The sequence below is a fragment of the Pseudoruegeria sp. SHC-113 genome (genome assembly GCF_025376885.1).
Lineage (GTDB): Bacteria > Pseudomonadota > Alphaproteobacteria > Rhodobacterales > Rhodobacteraceae > Pseudoruegeria.
On record NZ_JAHUBR010000001.1, the window covers coordinates 2,830,308 to 2,843,733 of the forward strand.

Genomic DNA, 13,426 nt, shown 5'->3' on the forward strand with positions numbered 1-13,426 from the left:
CTCAAATCCTCGCGTAATTTTCCAGCCAGCGCGGCGGCAGGCTCTCAAAGCGCCCCGCGACAGCTTCATACTGGCCGCGCAGCGCCATGCGGGCGCGCTCGGCCTGATCCTTCTCCATCGCAAGGCTGCGCCCCGCATGGACCCGGCGATCCAGCTCCGCCGGATGCGCACCGATGCCGAGAAAGGCGCAGATGCGCGCCACGGTTTCCGCGCTGAACAGTTGTTCAAAGAACAGAACCAGCCGGTTCTCCGGCGGCACCGCCGCTTCCAGCCGGGCCAGCGTGCCCGCATAATCGGAGCGCATGATCACTTGCTGATCCGCGCCCGTGAGCGCCTTGTCCAGCAAATCCCGCGCGATGGCCTCCACGTCGCCCTCATCCTTTGCCTTGCGCCCGGCCACCATTCGGATGTTGGACCACAGCCGGTCCAGCGGATCGCGCAGGATGTAGATGAAGCGCGTCTGCGGCGCGAGGCCGGCCATCATGCGCAGATCGCCCTCCGGCAGCAGGCCGTAGGACGGGGTCACATCGCCCAGAAGGCGGGCCCCGGTGCCTGCGGCGGAGAGGTAGGCGAGATAGGCGCGGTGGCCAGTGCGATCGCCGGACAGCAGCGCGATGGCCTCCTCCAACACTTTGATGCGCGCATCGAGGTTTTCGTGCTTGGCCGCCGGTGCAAAGGCGCGGCGCGCCTTCAGATCCGCCGCCTTGCGGGTGAATTGCTTCACCTGCCAGGCCTGTTTGCGCGGATCGGCGGTGTCAAAATAGTGCAGCTCTTTCATGGCGGGCATCGCGCAATCGGGATGGCTCGCGAGATAGCGGTAGAGCCAGCTCGTCCCCGCTTTCGTCGCGCCGATCCCGAACATGAGCGTCTCTGCCGCCATGATGTCAGCCTTTGCCCCCGTCGGTTTTCTCATCGCCCGGCAGGATATATTCCGCGCCCTCCCAAGGGCTCATGAAATCGAACTGGCGGTATTCCTGCGTCAGGCTCACGGGCTCATAAACGACGCGCTTCTCGGCCTCGTCGTAACGCACTTCGGTGTAGCCCGTCGTGGGAAAATCCTTGCGCAGCGGATAGCCGCGGAAGCCGTAATCGGTGAGGATTCGGCGCAGATCCGGGTGGCCGGAGAAGAGGATGCCGAACATGTCGAAAACCTCGCGCTCGAACCAGTTGGCCGAGGGGTGCACGTCGGTGATCGAAGGTACCATGTCCTGCTCGCGCACTTGCACCCGCACGCGGATGCGCTGGTTCGTGTACATCGACAGGAAGTGGTAAACGACATCAAAGCGCTTCTCGCGGCTCGGGTAGTCCACCGCCGTGATGTCCACCAGCGAAGAGAATTTGCAGGTGCGATCGGCTTTGAGGAACTCCACGAAGGAGACAAGCGACGACAGCGCCACCTCCACCGTCAGTTCCCCATGCGCCACCGCGTGGGAGAGCACGCAATCCGGGCGTTTCAGCTCGATATGGAGGCCAAGCTCCGCCGGCGTATCACTCATCGCGAATCTCCCCTGAAAACCGGGCTGCGCCAGCCCCTGAAGAACGGCCAAAATCTGTGGAAAGTCCGAGGGTTGCCGGGAAAAAGGAAAGGCCGTGACGTGCAGCATAGCTCGCCCGTGATGCCGGTTGCCCGATCATGCCCTCGTTGCCCCCTCTTCAATCGGCTCAAGGTGGAGGGTCGCCCCTCTGCCCCGATCTCCAAAGGGTTATAGGAGCAACCAACCTCAACCTCAATAGTGCGCTCTGTCCCACCCCCTCAAAACGGGATTCTTGCCCGGATTCCCGTAACATAGTAAACACGGCAGTAACCAAAAAAACGATCGAGCGCAGGTTAAGGAGCAGGCAATGCCGGTAACGGGCTATTTTTTCGTCATGGACGGGTTGCGGTTTGAGTCCCAGGCGATCCTGCTGGCCACCTCGCTGCGGCGACAAATGGGGCCGAAAACGCCCATCATCGCCTATGTCTCGGAGCCGAAACTGGCCGAAATCACCCGTGTGACGCGCCATGTCCTGCGCAACCGCAATGTGGAGATCCGCGCGCTTTCGGTGGAGGGCGCGGGCTGGGCCACGCCCTATCCCCATGGCAACAAGATCCTCGCCGCCTGCGCGCGGCGGGAGGGCTGGGACGTGTCGGTGTTTCTGGACACCGATACCGTCTGCCTCGCGCCGATGGATTTCTCAGACTGCGCCGAGGCGCCTTGCCTCGCGGCGGTGCCGGAAGGCGTGCCCACATGGGGCCGCAACATCGAAGACTGGGAGGCCGCCTATGCGAGCCTCGGCCTCGCCGTGCCCGAGGCCCGCGTGCGCCTGACCCGCGGGCGCAACCGGCGGATGCCGCCTTATTTCAACGCAGGGCTGGTGGCCTTCAAGGAAGAGGCCACCGAAGGCGGCGCGCGCTTCCCGGAGGTCTGGCTTGAAACCGCCCGGCACCTCGATCACGATACAGCAATTGCGGAGAAACGCCCGTGGCTGGATCAGATTTCCCTGCCCATCGCAATGGCGCGCATGGGCGCGCGGATGATCGTGAAGCCCGAAAGCTACAACTACTCACTGTACCGCCGGGACGCAGACCAAAGCGCGGCGCAGATCCATCTTGCGCATTATCACATGCCCGCTGTGTTCCGCCAATGGCAGCCCTGCCGCGAGATCATCCAGCACGCCTACACCGCCTGCCCGCCCAAGCTGCGGCGCAACCTCGGCTACCGGCTGGGAAGTTTTCTCAAACCCGATCAGGAAAACGCGGCCACCGCGGCGGAATGAGCTGCAACGCCCGCGCTGTCCTGCCGAGGCGAGGTCAGCCGGCCGAAGCCTATTAGCGGACGATGGTACCGGTGCGCCGGATCTTGCGTTGCAGCTGCAGGATCCCGTAGAGCAGCGCTTCCGCCGTCGGCGGGCAACCGGGCACGTAGACATCCACCGGCACGATGCGGTCACAGCCGCGCACCACGGAATAGCTGTAGTGATAATAGCCGCCGCCATTGGCGCAGGAGCCCATGGAGATCACGTAGCGCGGCTCGGGCATCTGGTCATAGACCTTGCGCAGCGCCGGGGCCATCTTGTTGGTGAGCGTACCGGCCACGATCATCAGGTCCGACTGGCGCGGCGAGGCGCGCGGGGCGGTGCCGAAGCGCTCAAGATCGTAGCGCGGCATGGCCGAATGCATCATCTCAACCGCGCAGCAGGCCAGCCCGAATGTCATCCAGTGCAGCGAGCCGGTGCGTGCCCAGTTGATGATGTCCTCGGTGGAGGTCAGCAGGAAGCCTTTGTCCTGCAGCTCGCGGTTCAACGCCTGCGTGGCGACTTCCTTGTCCGCGCCTGCGGTATTGGCAGCAGTGCTCACTCCCATTCCAGCGCCCCTTTCTTCCATTCATAGGCAAAGCCGATGGTGAGAACGGCGAGGAACACCATCATCGACCAGAAGCCCAAAAGCCCCACATCCTTGAAGGCCACGGCCCAGGGAAAGAGGAAGGCGATCTCGAGGTCGAAGATGATGAAGAGGATCGAAACCAGGTAGAAGCGCACGTCGAATTTCATCCGCGCGTCGTCGAATGCGTTGAAGCCGCATTCGTAGGCCGAAACCTTTTCCGGATCCGGATTGCGCACGGCAACGATGACGGCGGCAAGAATCAGCACGAGGCCCAGTCCGATCGCCAACCCGAGGAAAATCAGGATCGGCAGATACTCCCTCAGCAGCTCATCCATAAGTGCCCCCTTGTTGCTGGCCCGCGCGTTCGTACGGCTTGCCAAAGTGATGTAGCCGTCCGGCACGCGAGGGTCAACGAAAACACCGGCCCCTGCGGCACTTGCGCGACAATCTCCGCCACGCGCGGCTCACGCGGGGGGCGCGATGGGCGGGTAGAAGGGCCGCGCGTAAAGCAAGGCTTCGCCGGGCTTTGGAAGGCTGGCCTGAAAACCCGCGCGCGCCGTGATCCGTTCATACCACGCCAGAAGCGCGGGGAAGGGCTCAAGAGGGGCGAAATGGCGCGCCATGTAGATCGCCTGCCCGACACTGATATCCGCCGCCGAAAACCCGCCATCGAGCAGGTAATCCCGCCCCGAAAGCCGCGCCTCCAATGCTGCGTAGCATTTGCCCAGCCGCGCCGCTTCGAGCTTGGTCACGATGGGCGAGCGCATCGCATCCTCATAGAGCATCACATGCTGTTGCGTGAGCGCGGCGGAATGCTGGCTGACGGTCTCGGCGAAGTGCACCCAGACCAGCCAATCGGCGCGCTCCTCCGCCCCCGGCATGCGCCCAAGCCCGGCCTCGGGGAAGCACTCGCAGAGGTATTCCGTGATCGCCCCGGTTTCAAAAAGGCGGCGCTCGTCGATCTCCAGAGCCGGCACGCGGCCTGCGGGGTTCAGCGCTAAATACTCAGGCTGGCGCAGGCTTTTGTCGAAGGGATGGACAACCACCTCGAAGGGCACGTCCAACTCGTGCAGAAGCCACAGCGTGCGCATCGAGCGTGTCTGGGGACAATGGTGCAAACGGATCATTCTGGCTCCTGTTCAAATGCGGGCGCGGGCCCTGTGGTGCGCCTTGGGGCTCTGCCCCAAACCCCGGGATATTTTTGCCAAGATGATGGGGCCCCACTTTGTTCTAAAAATATCTCCGCCGGAGGCATGAAAGTTCTTCAGCCTGACAAAACCACACTGCCCCTCATGGCTTCTTCGCGGATGATGCGGGCAATCAGGGCGCAGTCGTCCAGTGTGAAGGTCAGGGGCAGGCGCATGTCGATGATGGCGCGTAAGATTCGGTCGCTCTTCGGCATCGGCGCGCTCGGGGCGTACCGCCAGCTGTCGTAGCGCGAGGTGAAGGCTTTCGGCTCGGCGGCGCCGAACCATTTCAGATCCACGCCGCGTGCGGCGCAGGCCGCAAGAAAGGCTTCGATCGCCGGGTTGGGCCAGTCCAGCAGGAGAAACTGGATCGAGGAGGCCACGTAGCTTTCCGCCTGGGGCCGCGCGATCAGGGTGAGGCCGGGCGTGTCGCGCAGGCCCGCTTCGACCGCGCGGTAGCGCTCGTTCCACGCCGCGCATTGTGTTTCGAGCCGCGCCAGTTGCGGGCGCAGGATCGCGGCGCGCAGGTTGTCCATCCGGCCCGAGATATTGGGGGTATCGTAGCGCAAGGCCTCATAGGCGCTCTCAGGTGGCCCGGCCGGGTGGCGGCCATAGAGCATGTAGCTGCCCGACAGCATCGTGGCCCGCGCCATCAGGTCCGCATCATCGGAAATCAGCAGGCCACCCTCGCCGGAGTTCACGTGTTTATACGTCTGGCAGGAGTAGCAACCAAAGACGCCATGCCGCCCCGACAGCACCCCGGCCCAGCGCGCGCCCATCGTGTGGGCGCAATCCTCGATCACCTGCACCCCGGCCCCATCACAAAGCGCCATCAGCGCGTCCATGTCGCAGAGGTGGCCGCGCATATGCGACAGCATCAGCACCCGCGCGCCGGTTTGCGCGATTTTCTCGGCGAGATCCTCCAGATCGATCACAAGGCCTTCCGTCACCCCGACAAACACCGGCACCGCCCCCACCGAGGCGATGGCACCGGGCACCGGGGCGAGCGTGAAGGCATTGGTGAGCACGCTTTCGCCCGGCTGCACCTTGAGCGCACGCAGCGCCGTGGCCAGCGCGTAGCCGCCGGAAGCAACCGCCAGCGCATATGTCGCGCCCATCTGCGCGGCGAATTCCTGCTCCAACAGCGCGGTTTGCGACACCTCCCCCGGCGCTTCGTTGTAGCGGTGGAGCCTCCCGTGGCGCATCACCTCAACAGCCGCCGCGATGCCCTCCTCGGGGATCGGCTCCTGCTGGGTGAAACTGCCGGTGAATACGTCTTGCGCCTGCATCGGGCCTCCTGCCGGTCTGTGCGGGCGGCAGAGTGGACGGCGGCGGCGGCAAGGTCAACGGGGGCGGCGCAGAGGTCGCAATCGGGGCGCAGGCATGTCGAGAACCGGCAAGCCGTCCGCTTTCGCCTCGTCGACACTGCCCTGTATGGACGCCGCCGCTCTTTTCCTTGACCTGCACTATTCTGATCTGCCCCAGCCTGTGCGTGACAGGGCGCAAATGTGCCTGCTGGATCTGACGGCCATTGCCATCGGCGGGGCGCAGACGCCGCTCGCTAGGATCATCGCCGATCATGCCCATTGCCAGTTCGGCGGCGCTCATCCGATGCTGCTGGACGGGCGCGGCGCCTCGCCCGCCGGGGTGGCGCTGGCCGCGGGCATGACAATCGACGCGCTGGACGGACATGACGGGTTCAACCCGGCCAAGGGCCATGCGGGCTGCGGTGTTCTTTCGGCCCTGCTGGCCTACGCACAGGCAACGGGCCGGATGAGCGGCGCGGCCTTCCTCACCGCCCTTGTGGCGGGCTATGAGGCCGCGTGCCGGATCGCCCTCGTGCAGCACGCCAGCGTGCCGGACTACCACACGTCGGGCAGCTGGGTCGCGGTGGCCTGCGCGGGGCTCGGCGCGCGCTACCTCGATCTGGGCGCAGACGCGCTGGCGCACGCGCTGGGGATCGCGGAGTACCATGGGCCGCGCAGCCAGATGATGCGGGTGATCGACCACCCCACCATGCTGAAAGACGGTTCGGGCTGGGGCGCGATGGCGGGCGTCTCCGCCGCCTATCTCGCCAAGGCAGGCTTTACCGGCGCGCCCGCGCTCACAATGGCGACCGATCATAAGGCCTGGAGTGATCTGGGCCAGCGCTGGCTGATCCTTGAGCAGTATTTCAAGCCTTACCCCGTCTGCCGCTGGGCCCATGCACCCGTGGAGGCCGGGCTTTCCTTGTGCCGCGCCCATGGCCTGCAAAGTGCCCATATCGTACGCATCACGGTTGAGACATTCCACGAATCGATCCGGCTGGCGAAAGCCGATCCCGCCACCACCGAAGAAGCGCAGTATTCCACGTCCTTTCCGCTCGCCGTGGCGCTGGCGCGGGGCGGAATTGCGCCTTCGGATGTGGCCGGCGCCGCGCTTGCAGATCCCGAGATTCGCCGACTTTCTGCCGCGACGACGCTCGTTGAGCACCCGGAGGCGAACGCGGCCTTCCCGCTCACACGGCGCGCGCGCGTCACGCTCACGCTCACCGACGGGAGGGAGATCACGAGCGCTTGGCACCAACCCCGGTGGGACGCGGAAGCCCCGCCCACCAAGGAAGAGATCCGGCAGAAATACCTGCAGATCGCAGAACCTGCGCTTGGGATGCAGCGGGCGTCAGAGCTGAAGGAGGCCGTTGCGCGCCTGCCAGAGGAGGGGCTTGCCCCCTACCTGCGGCTGATCACTCAGCCGATCAGCCCGCGCACCACCTCGGGCAGCGCGGCGTAATCCTCGAGCAGCCCTTCCGGTGCCATGGCCTCCACCGCGCGGCCCTCAGGCCCGAAAGTCACGAGAACGCATGGCACCCCGGCGGCGCGGGCGGTTTCGCGGTCCGTCACCGTGTCGCCGATCAGCAGCGATTGCGCCACATCCCCGCCCACGCGGGCCACGGTTTCCACGTAGGGCTCGGGGTTGGGTTTGCGCACGGGCAGTGTGTCCGCCCCCACGAGGGCTGCGAAGAGATCGCGCACGCCGAGGCGTTGCAGCAGTTCTTCCGCGAGCCCTTCCGGCTTGTTCGTGCAGACGCCCACGCGGTAGCCCGCCGCCCGCAGCCCCTCCACGGCCTCCACCGCGCCCGGATACATCACGGTGTGCGTGTCGATGTTCTGCCCGTAGCTTTGCAGCAAGCGGGGATATTGCGCTTCGATGGCGGCGGACGCATCACCCGGCGCAACGCGGGAAAAGCCCAGCGTGAGCATCGCGCGCCCGCCGCGAAAGGCGGTGGCGGCGTCAGCCAACGGATCCAGCACATCGCCATGCCCGAGATCGCGGAAACAGGCATTGGCCGCCGCGATCAAATCGCGGCTCGTGTCCGCGAGCGTTCCGTCCAGATCGAAGATCACCGTTTTCATGCGCCTGCCCTCCTGCCCTTCGGCATGTTTTCGCCACGCCCTGCAACACGCGGTAAACTCTTTTGACCCCATGCGCCCTTGCGGCTTTCGTCAAGAGCGATAGAACGGGCAGCATCCAAAGAAAAGAGCAGCTTTCATGCCCATTGCCCTGATCATTCTCGCCGCCGGCCAGGGGAGCCGGATGAATTCCGATCTGCCCAAGGTGCTGCACCCGCTCGGCGGCGCGCCGCTTCTGGCCCATGCGATGGACGCGGGCGCGGCCCTGATGCCTGAGAAAACGGTTGTTGTCGCCGGACACGGATATGAGGCCGTCGCCAAAGCGGCCAAGGCACATGATCCCGAGGCCGTTGTCGTGCGGCAGGCGGAGCAGCTGGGCACCTCCCATGCCGTAGCACAGGCGCGTGAGGCTTTGGCTGGGTTTGAGGGCGATGCCGTCGTGCTTTACGGCGACACGCCCTTCATCCGCCCCGAAACGCTTGAGGCGATGCTCGCGGCCCGCGCCAGCCATCCCGTTGTTTTCCTTGGCTTTGAAGCCGCCGACCCCAAGCGCTACGGCCGCTTCATCACCGAAGGCAGCGCGCTTGAGCGCATCGTGGAATACAAGGACGCAAGCGAGGCCGAACGCGCCATCACGCTGTGCAACTCCGGCGTCATGGCGGCGGATGCGCAAACCATGTTCCGCCTGATCGAACAGGTCGGCAATGACAACGCCTCCGGCGAATACTACCTGCCCGATCTGGTGGCGCTGGCCCGTGCAGAAGGCCTGAGCAGTGGATTTGTAACCTGCGACGAGGCCGAGACGCTGGGCATCAACACCCGCGCCGAACTGGCCGGGGCGGAGGCCCTGCTGCAGGCGGCCAAACGCTCTGAGGCACTGGAGAACGGCGTGACGCTGGTGGCCCCGGAAACCGTCTTCTTCGCCCATGACACCTATGTCGGCGGCGATACGGTGATCGAGCCCAACGTCGTGTTCGGGCCCGGCGTGACGGTGGAAAACGGCGCGAAGATCCGGGCGTTCAGCCATCTGGAAGGCTGCCACGTGGCCCGTGGCGGCGTGATCGGCCCCTACGCTCGCCTGCGCCCCGGTGCGGAACTGGCCGAGGATGTGCGCATCGGCAATTTCGTGGAGGTGAAGAACGCGCAGCTGGCCGAGGGCGTGAAGGTCAACCACCTCTCCTACATCGGCGATGCTGCCATCGGGGAGCAGACGAACGTCGGCGCGGGCACGATCACCTGCAACTATGACGGCGTGTTCAAGCACCGCACCGAGATCGGCGCGCGGGCTTTCATCGGCTCCAACACCATGCTCGTCGCCCCGGTGAAAGTGGGCGATGAGGCGATGACGGCCTCGGGCTCCGTGATCACCTCCGACGTGGAAGCCGGCGCGCTGGCGGTGGCCCGCGCCAAACAGGCGGTGAAACCGGGGCTTGCGCGCCGGATGTTCGAAAAACTCAAGGCCGCAAAGGCCCGCAAGGCGAAAGAGCAGGAATAATGTGTGGAATTGTAGGGGTCCTCGGGGATCACGAAGCCGCGCCAATCGTTGTTGAAGCGCTGAAACGTTTGGAATATCGCGGCTATGACAGCGCGGGCATCGCCACCGTGAACAACGGCAAGCTGGACCGCCGCCGCGCGGTCGGCAAGCTCGTGAACCTCTCCGATCTGCTGGTGCATGAGCCGCTGGCCGGCAAAGCCGCCATCGGCCACACCCGCTGGGCCACCCACGGCGCGCCGTCGGTCACGAATGCCCACCCGCATCAGGCCGGCCCCGTTGCCGTGGTGCATAACGGAATCATCGAGAATTTCCGCGAGTTGCGCGCCGAACTTAAAGCTGCCGGCATGGGCTTCGTCACCGAGACGGACACCGAAACCGTCGCCCTGCTGACGCAGCACCACATGAACGAAGGGCTTTCGCCGCGCGCGGCGGCGGAAAAGACGCTGGGCCGCCTCGAGGGCGCTTTCGCACTCTGCTTTCTGTTCGACGGGGAAGATGATCTTCTGATCGCCGCCCGCAAGGGCTCACCGCTGGCCATCGGCCATGGCGACGGCGAGATGTTCGTTGGCTCCGACGCCATCGCGCTTTCGCCGATGACGAACGAGATCACCTATCTGGAAGAAGGCGACTGGGCCATCGTGACCCGCCAAAGCCTTGAGATCCGCGATGCCAACGGCGCACTGGCCAACCGCGCGAAGAAAACGATCCAGATCGACGCCACCCGCGTGGAAAAGGGCGGCCACAAGCACTTCATGGCCAAGGAAATTGCCGAGCAGCCCACGGTACTGGGCGAGGCGGTGGATCACTACCTGACAGGCGACGGCAATGCCGTGAAGATCCCCGCCGAAGAGCTTGATTTCACTCAGTTTGACCGGATCACCATGGTCGCCTGCGGCACGGCGTTTTATGCCTGCCTGACGGCGAAATACTGGTTCGAGCAGCTCGCGCGCCTGCCTGTCGAGGTCGATATCGCCTCCGAATTCCGTTACCGCGAGCCCCCCGTCGCCCCGCGCACGCTGGCGGTGTTCGTCTCCCAATCGGGCGAAACGGCCGATACGCTCGCCGCCCTGCGCTACATGGAGGGCAAGGCCGCGAAGATCCTGTCGGTGGTCAACGTGTCGGAAAGCTCCATCGCGCGGGAAAGCGATCTGGCGCTGCCGATTCTGGCCGGTGTCGAGGTCGGCGTGGCCTCCACCAAGGCCTTCACCTGCCAGCTCAACGTGCTCGCCCTGCTCGCCCTGCGCGCCGCCGAAGCGCGGGGCGAATTGGTGCCCGACGCCCTGCGCGCCCATCTGGCCGCCCTGCGCAACCTGCCGGGGCTGATGAACCACGCGCTTGGCGCGAGCGACACGATCGAGGCGCTGTCGCGCGAGCTTGCAAAGGCGCAGGACATCCTGTTCCTTGGCCGGGGCGCGATGTATCCCATCGCGCTGGAAGGCGCGCTGAAACTCAAGGAAATCAGCTACATCCACGCCGAAGGTTATGCATCAGGCGAGCTGAAACACGGCCCCATCGCGCTGATCGATGAAAACGTGCCGGTGATCGTCATGGCGCCGCGTGACGGGCTTTTTGACAAGACGGTCTCCAACATGCAGGAGGTCATGGCGCGCGGCGGCAAGGTGCTGCTGATCACCGACGCCGAAGGCGCACGGCAGGCCGGGGAAGATGTCTGGCGCAGCGTGATCCTGCCGGAGATTCCCGATCTGCTGGCCCCGATCCTCTACGCGATCCCGGCGCAGCTGCTGGCCTATCACACCGCCGTGGCCAAGGGCACGGATGTGGACCAGCCGCGCAACCTCGCCAAATCGGTGACAGTGGAATGAGCCCCGAGGCCGCGCTTGGCCAGCTCGAATCGCTTGGCAACGCGCAGAAGGCGGGTGAAATGGCCGCTTACCACAAGGCCGCGCGGCGCTATCTGGGCGTTTCCAATCCGCAGATCGACGATGCGGTGAAAGGCTGGCGCGCCGCCCTTTCCGTCGAAGAGCGCGTGGCGCTGGCCGATGCGCTTTGGGCCAGTGATGTGCACGAGGCCCGAGTGGCGGCTGCCAAGCTGCTCACGCAGGCCCGCCTGCGCCCGGATGAGGGCGCTTGGGACGTGATCAAGGGCTGGGTGCCGGAGTTTGACGCCTGGGCCGTGGCCGATCATGCCGCCATCGCGGGGCAGAAACGGCTGGTGGCGGTGCCTGCCCGGCTGGATGAGGTGGAAGGCTGGACGACATCCGAGCACATGTGGACCCGCCGCGCCGCGCTGGTGATGACGCTGCCCTGGGCCAAGATGAACACACCGAAACCGGCAGAGCTTGAGGCGCGCGAGCGGATCCTTGGCTGGGCGGCCGCCTATGTGGAAGATCGCCAGTGGTTCATCCAGAAAGCCGTGGCCTGGTGGCTGCGCGATCTGTCCAAACGCGCGCCTGAGCGGGTGGCCGCGTTTCTGAACGAACATGGCGACGCGATGAAGCCCTTCGCGCGCAAGGAAGCGTCCAAATACCTGACCAATAGCGTTTCGGATTAAACGTGAATCGCTTCTTCGCTGCCTCTCCCTTCGGTCGAACGCGACAAGCGATGCAGAATGTGTCTGGTTAAATCCGAAACGCTCCAGCTTAGATCGGCAGGCGGGTGGTGTATTTCAGCTCCCGCAAGCCGAAGCTCGAATGCACCGCCGCCACGTGGCGGTTGCGCAGCAGGCTGTGCGTCATGAAGCGCTCATAGGCCTCCACGTCGCGCACGCGGATTTTCAGGATGTAATCCGACGCGCCCGAAACGGCGTGGCACTCCATGATCTCGGGGTGGGCCGCGACGACAGCGGCGAACTCCGACACCGCTTCCGCCGAGTGATCCTTGAGCGAGACATTGGCGAAGACAACGAGTTTCAGGTGCAGCTTGGCCGGATCCAAGAGCGCCACGCGGCCCTTCACCAGCCCCGCCTTTTCAAGCTCGTTCAGCCGCCGCCAAAGCGTGCTTTGCGGGACCTGGCAGCGCTCGGACAGCTCTGCCAGAGAAGCGGCAGAGTCGCGCTGCAGCTCCCGCAAGATCCGCATATCCTGATCAGAATATTCCATTCTGGCACGCTAGTCGGAAAATTTAACCCAGCCAAGCCCGCCCGTTCCCTGCTTCTGAAATCTTCTTGCCTGCCTGCTGTGCGATACTGGCTTTGGAGCAGGAAAACGGGAGGCACCGTCATGGCCACATCTGCACAATACGCAAGCAAACACCCGGACGCGGACGGGTTTTACAGCTACAGCGCCGAGGAAGATGCCGTCTGGGGGGAGCTTTTCACCCGGCAGATGGCAGCGCTGCAGGGCAAGGTCGTGCCGGATTATCTGGCGGGCGTGGAGGCGCTTGGCCTGAACGCTGGGAAAGTGCCCCAGATCTGCGAAATCGACGCGCGGCTGCACGCCGCCACCGGGGCCGGCGTGGAGGGCGTGCCCGCGATCATCCCGCCCAGCCAATTCTTCAAACTCCTCGCGGCGCGCAAGTTCCCCGTGGCCACCTTCCTGCGCCGCCGGGAGCATATGGACTATATCGAGGAACCGGACCTGTTTCACGAGGTCTTCGGCCATTGCCCGCTGCTGACCAACGCCGATTACGCCGATTTCATCGAGGGCTTCGGAAAGAAGGCGTTGAGCCTCGGAAAAGGCTATTCGTGGCATCTATTCCGGTTGTTCTGGTTCACCGTGGAATTCGGCATGATCCGCACGCCGGACGGTTTGCGCGCCTATGGGGCCGGGATCGTTTCCTCGCCGTCTGAGTTGACCCATGCGACGGGCGGCACGGTGCAGATGCAGCCGTTCGATCTGGAGACCGTGCTGCGCACGCCCTACCGGATCGACATCGTGCAGCCCACCTACTTCGTGATCGAGGATTTCGCCCAACTGGCAGCATTGCTAGAGGTGGATTTCGGCGCGGCGATTGATGCGGCCAAGGCCAAGGGCGATTTCGCGCCTCTGTTTGCGGCGGCATGACGGACTGCACAATACCAAAAGCACTGAGC

14 protein-coding genes are annotated in these 13,426 nt (G+C 64.8%); 6 read left to right on the plus strand and 8 right to left on the minus strand.

Features of this window, described 5'->3' with window-relative positions:
* Window position 1 precedes the first annotated feature (1 nt).
* Both KVX96_RS13870 and KVX96_RS13875 read right to left on the minus strand, forming a co-directional pair.
* Window positions 2-880, minus strand: coding sequence for a sulfotransferase family protein (locus tag KVX96_RS13870; protein WP_261195118.1), 879 nt, complete (start codon window positions 878-880; stop codon window positions 2-4).
* 4 nt (window positions 881-884) lie between these two features.
* Window positions 885-1,496 (minus strand): NADH-quinone oxidoreductase subunit C, encoded by a 612-nt coding sequence (locus KVX96_RS13875; RefSeq protein ID WP_261195119.1) that lies wholly within the window; start codon window positions 1,494-1,496, stop codon window positions 885-887.
* 346 nt (window positions 1,497-1,842) lie between these two features.
* Between KVX96_RS13875 and KVX96_RS13880 the strand changes: the two genes are divergently transcribed.
* The gene (locus tag KVX96_RS13880; protein WP_261195121.1) at window positions 1,843-2,757 is read left to right on the plus strand and encodes a hypothetical protein; all 915 of its coding nucleotides are present in this window, start codon (window positions 1,843-1,845) and stop codon (window positions 2,755-2,757) included.
* Between the two features lie 52 nt (window positions 2,758-2,809).
* Here KVX96_RS13880 and KVX96_RS13885 read toward each other — a convergent pair whose 3' ends face one another.
* From KVX96_RS13885 to KVX96_RS13900, 4 genes are all read right to left on the minus strand, one after another.
* Window positions 2,810-3,343 (minus strand): NuoB/complex I 20 kDa subunit family protein, encoded by a 534-nt coding sequence (locus tag KVX96_RS13885; protein ID WP_261195122.1) that lies wholly within the window; start codon window positions 3,341-3,343, stop codon window positions 2,810-2,812.
* Window positions 3,334-3,699: an NADH-quinone oxidoreductase subunit A gene (locus KVX96_RS13890; protein WP_261195124.1), complete on the minus strand. Its 366-nt coding sequence runs from the start codon at window positions 3,697-3,699 to the stop codon at window positions 3,334-3,336. The genes KVX96_RS13885 and KVX96_RS13890 overlap by 10 nt, the downstream gene beginning before the upstream one ends.
* A 129-nt stretch (window positions 3,700-3,828) precedes the next feature.
* Window positions 3,829-4,491: a glutathione S-transferase family protein gene (locus KVX96_RS13895; protein WP_261195125.1), complete on the minus strand. Its 663-nt coding sequence runs from the start codon at window positions 4,489-4,491 to the stop codon at window positions 3,829-3,831.
* 137 nt (window positions 4,492-4,628) lie between these two features.
* Window positions 4,629-5,840: a DegT/DnrJ/EryC1/StrS family aminotransferase gene (locus KVX96_RS13900; RefSeq protein ID WP_261195126.1), complete on the minus strand. Its 1,212-nt coding sequence runs from the start codon at window positions 5,838-5,840 to the stop codon at window positions 4,629-4,631.
* A gap of 94 nt (window positions 5,841-5,934) precedes the next feature.
* Here KVX96_RS13900 and KVX96_RS13905 point away from each other — a divergent pair, with 94 nt between their 5' ends.
* Window positions 5,935-7,320 carry an MmgE/PrpD family protein gene (locus KVX96_RS13905; protein ID WP_261195127.1) on the plus strand — a complete coding sequence of 462 codons (1,386 nt, stop codon included), beginning with the start codon at window positions 5,935-5,937 and terminating at the stop codon, window positions 7,318-7,320.
* On the opposite strand, the gene KVX96_RS13910 is transcribed toward KVX96_RS13905, so the two are convergent.
* Window positions 7,278-7,943: an HAD-IA family hydrolase gene (locus KVX96_RS13910; RefSeq protein ID WP_261195128.1), complete on the minus strand. Its 666-nt coding sequence runs from the start codon at window positions 7,941-7,943 to the stop codon at window positions 7,278-7,280. The two genes, KVX96_RS13905 and KVX96_RS13910, sit on opposite strands and share 43 nt — an antisense overlap.
* A 136-nt stretch (window positions 7,944-8,079) precedes the next feature.
* Between KVX96_RS13910 and glmU the strand changes: the two genes are divergently transcribed.
* Genes glmU through KVX96_RS13925 form a run of 3 tightly spaced genes read left to right on the plus strand, consistent with a single transcriptional unit; the run spans window position 8,080 to window position 11,947 of the window.
* Window positions 8,080-9,435, plus strand: coding sequence for a bifunctional UDP-N-acetylglucosamine diphosphorylase/glucosamine-1-phosphate N-acetyltransferase GlmU (glmU, locus tag KVX96_RS13915; protein WP_261195129.1), 1,356 nt, complete (start codon window positions 8,080-8,082; stop codon window positions 9,433-9,435).
* Complete coding sequence (gene glmS / locus KVX96_RS13920) at window positions 9,435-11,258, plus strand: glutamine--fructose-6-phosphate transaminase (isomerizing) (protein WP_261195130.1); 1,824 nt, start codon at window positions 9,435-9,437, stop codon at window positions 11,256-11,258. Before glmU ends, glmS begins: the two co-directional genes overlap by 1 nt.
* Window positions 11,255-11,947 carry a DNA alkylation repair protein gene (locus KVX96_RS13925; protein WP_261195131.1) on the plus strand — a complete coding sequence of 231 codons (693 nt, stop codon included), beginning with the start codon at window positions 11,255-11,257 and terminating at the stop codon, window positions 11,945-11,947. The genes glmS and KVX96_RS13925 overlap by 4 nt, the downstream gene beginning before the upstream one ends.
* Window positions 11,948-12,035: 88 nt before the next feature.
* Here the strand turns inward: KVX96_RS13925 and KVX96_RS13930 are convergent, their stop codons facing one another.
* Window positions 12,036-12,494: an Lrp/AsnC family transcriptional regulator gene (locus tag KVX96_RS13930; protein ID WP_261195132.1), complete on the minus strand. Its 459-nt coding sequence runs from the start codon at window positions 12,492-12,494 to the stop codon at window positions 12,036-12,038.
* Window positions 12,495-12,614: 120 nt separating this feature from the next.
* Here KVX96_RS13930 and KVX96_RS13935 point away from each other — a divergent pair, with 120 nt between their 5' ends.
* Window positions 12,615-13,397, plus strand: a complete 783-nt coding sequence (locus KVX96_RS13935) for a phenylalanine 4-monooxygenase (RefSeq protein WP_261195134.1) — start codon at window positions 12,615-12,617, stop codon at window positions 13,395-13,397.
* The last annotated feature ends 29 nt before the right edge of the window (window positions 13,398-13,426 follow it).

Bases quoted from the DNA above. Each gene is read 5' to 3' on its own strand.
- glmS (WP_261195130.1), top strand. From the start codon at position 9,435: ATGTGTGGAATTGTAGGGGTCCTCGGGGATCACGAAGCCGCGCCAATC.
- KVX96_RS13890 (WP_261195124.1), bottom strand. From the start codon at position 3,699: ATGGATGAGCTGCTGAGGGAGTATCTGCCGATCCTGATTTTCCTCGGG.
- KVX96_RS13875 (WP_261195119.1), bottom strand. From the start codon at position 1,496: ATGAGTGATACGCCGGCGGAGCTTGGCCTCCATATCGAGCTGAAACGC.
- KVX96_RS13895 (WP_261195125.1), bottom strand. From the start codon at position 4,491: ATGATCCGTTTGCACCATTGTCCCCAGACACGCTCGATGCGCACGCTG.
- KVX96_RS13885 (WP_261195122.1), bottom strand. From the start codon at position 3,343: ATGGGAGTGAGCACTGCTGCCAATACCGCAGGCGCGGACAAGGAAGTC.
- KVX96_RS13905 (WP_261195127.1), top strand. From the start codon at position 5,935: ATGTCGAGAACCGGCAAGCCGTCCGCTTTCGCCTCGTCGACACTGCCC.
- KVX96_RS13935 (WP_261195134.1), top strand. From the start codon at position 12,615: ATGGCCACATCTGCACAATACGCAAGCAAACACCCGGACGCGGACGGG.
- KVX96_RS13925 (WP_261195131.1), top strand. From the start codon at position 11,255: ATGAGCCCCGAGGCCGCGCTTGGCCAGCTCGAATCGCTTGGCAACGCG.
- KVX96_RS13880 (WP_261195121.1), top strand. From the start codon at position 1,843: ATGCCGGTAACGGGCTATTTTTTCGTCATGGACGGGTTGCGGTTTGAG.
- KVX96_RS13900 (WP_261195126.1), bottom strand. From the start codon at position 5,840: ATGCAGGCGCAAGACGTATTCACCGGCAGTTTCACCCAGCAGGAGCCG.
- KVX96_RS13930 (WP_261195132.1), bottom strand. From the start codon at position 12,494: ATGGAATATTCTGATCAGGATATGCGGATCTTGCGGGAGCTGCAGCGC.
- KVX96_RS13870 (WP_261195118.1), bottom strand. From the start codon at position 880: ATGGCGGCAGAGACGCTCATGTTCGGGATCGGCGCGACGAAAGCGGGG.
- glmU (WP_261195129.1), top strand. From the start codon at position 8,080: ATGCCCATTGCCCTGATCATTCTCGCCGCCGGCCAGGGGAGCCGGATG.
- KVX96_RS13910 (WP_261195128.1), bottom strand. From the start codon at position 7,943: ATGAAAACGGTGATCTTCGATCTGGACGGAACGCTCGCGGACACGAGC.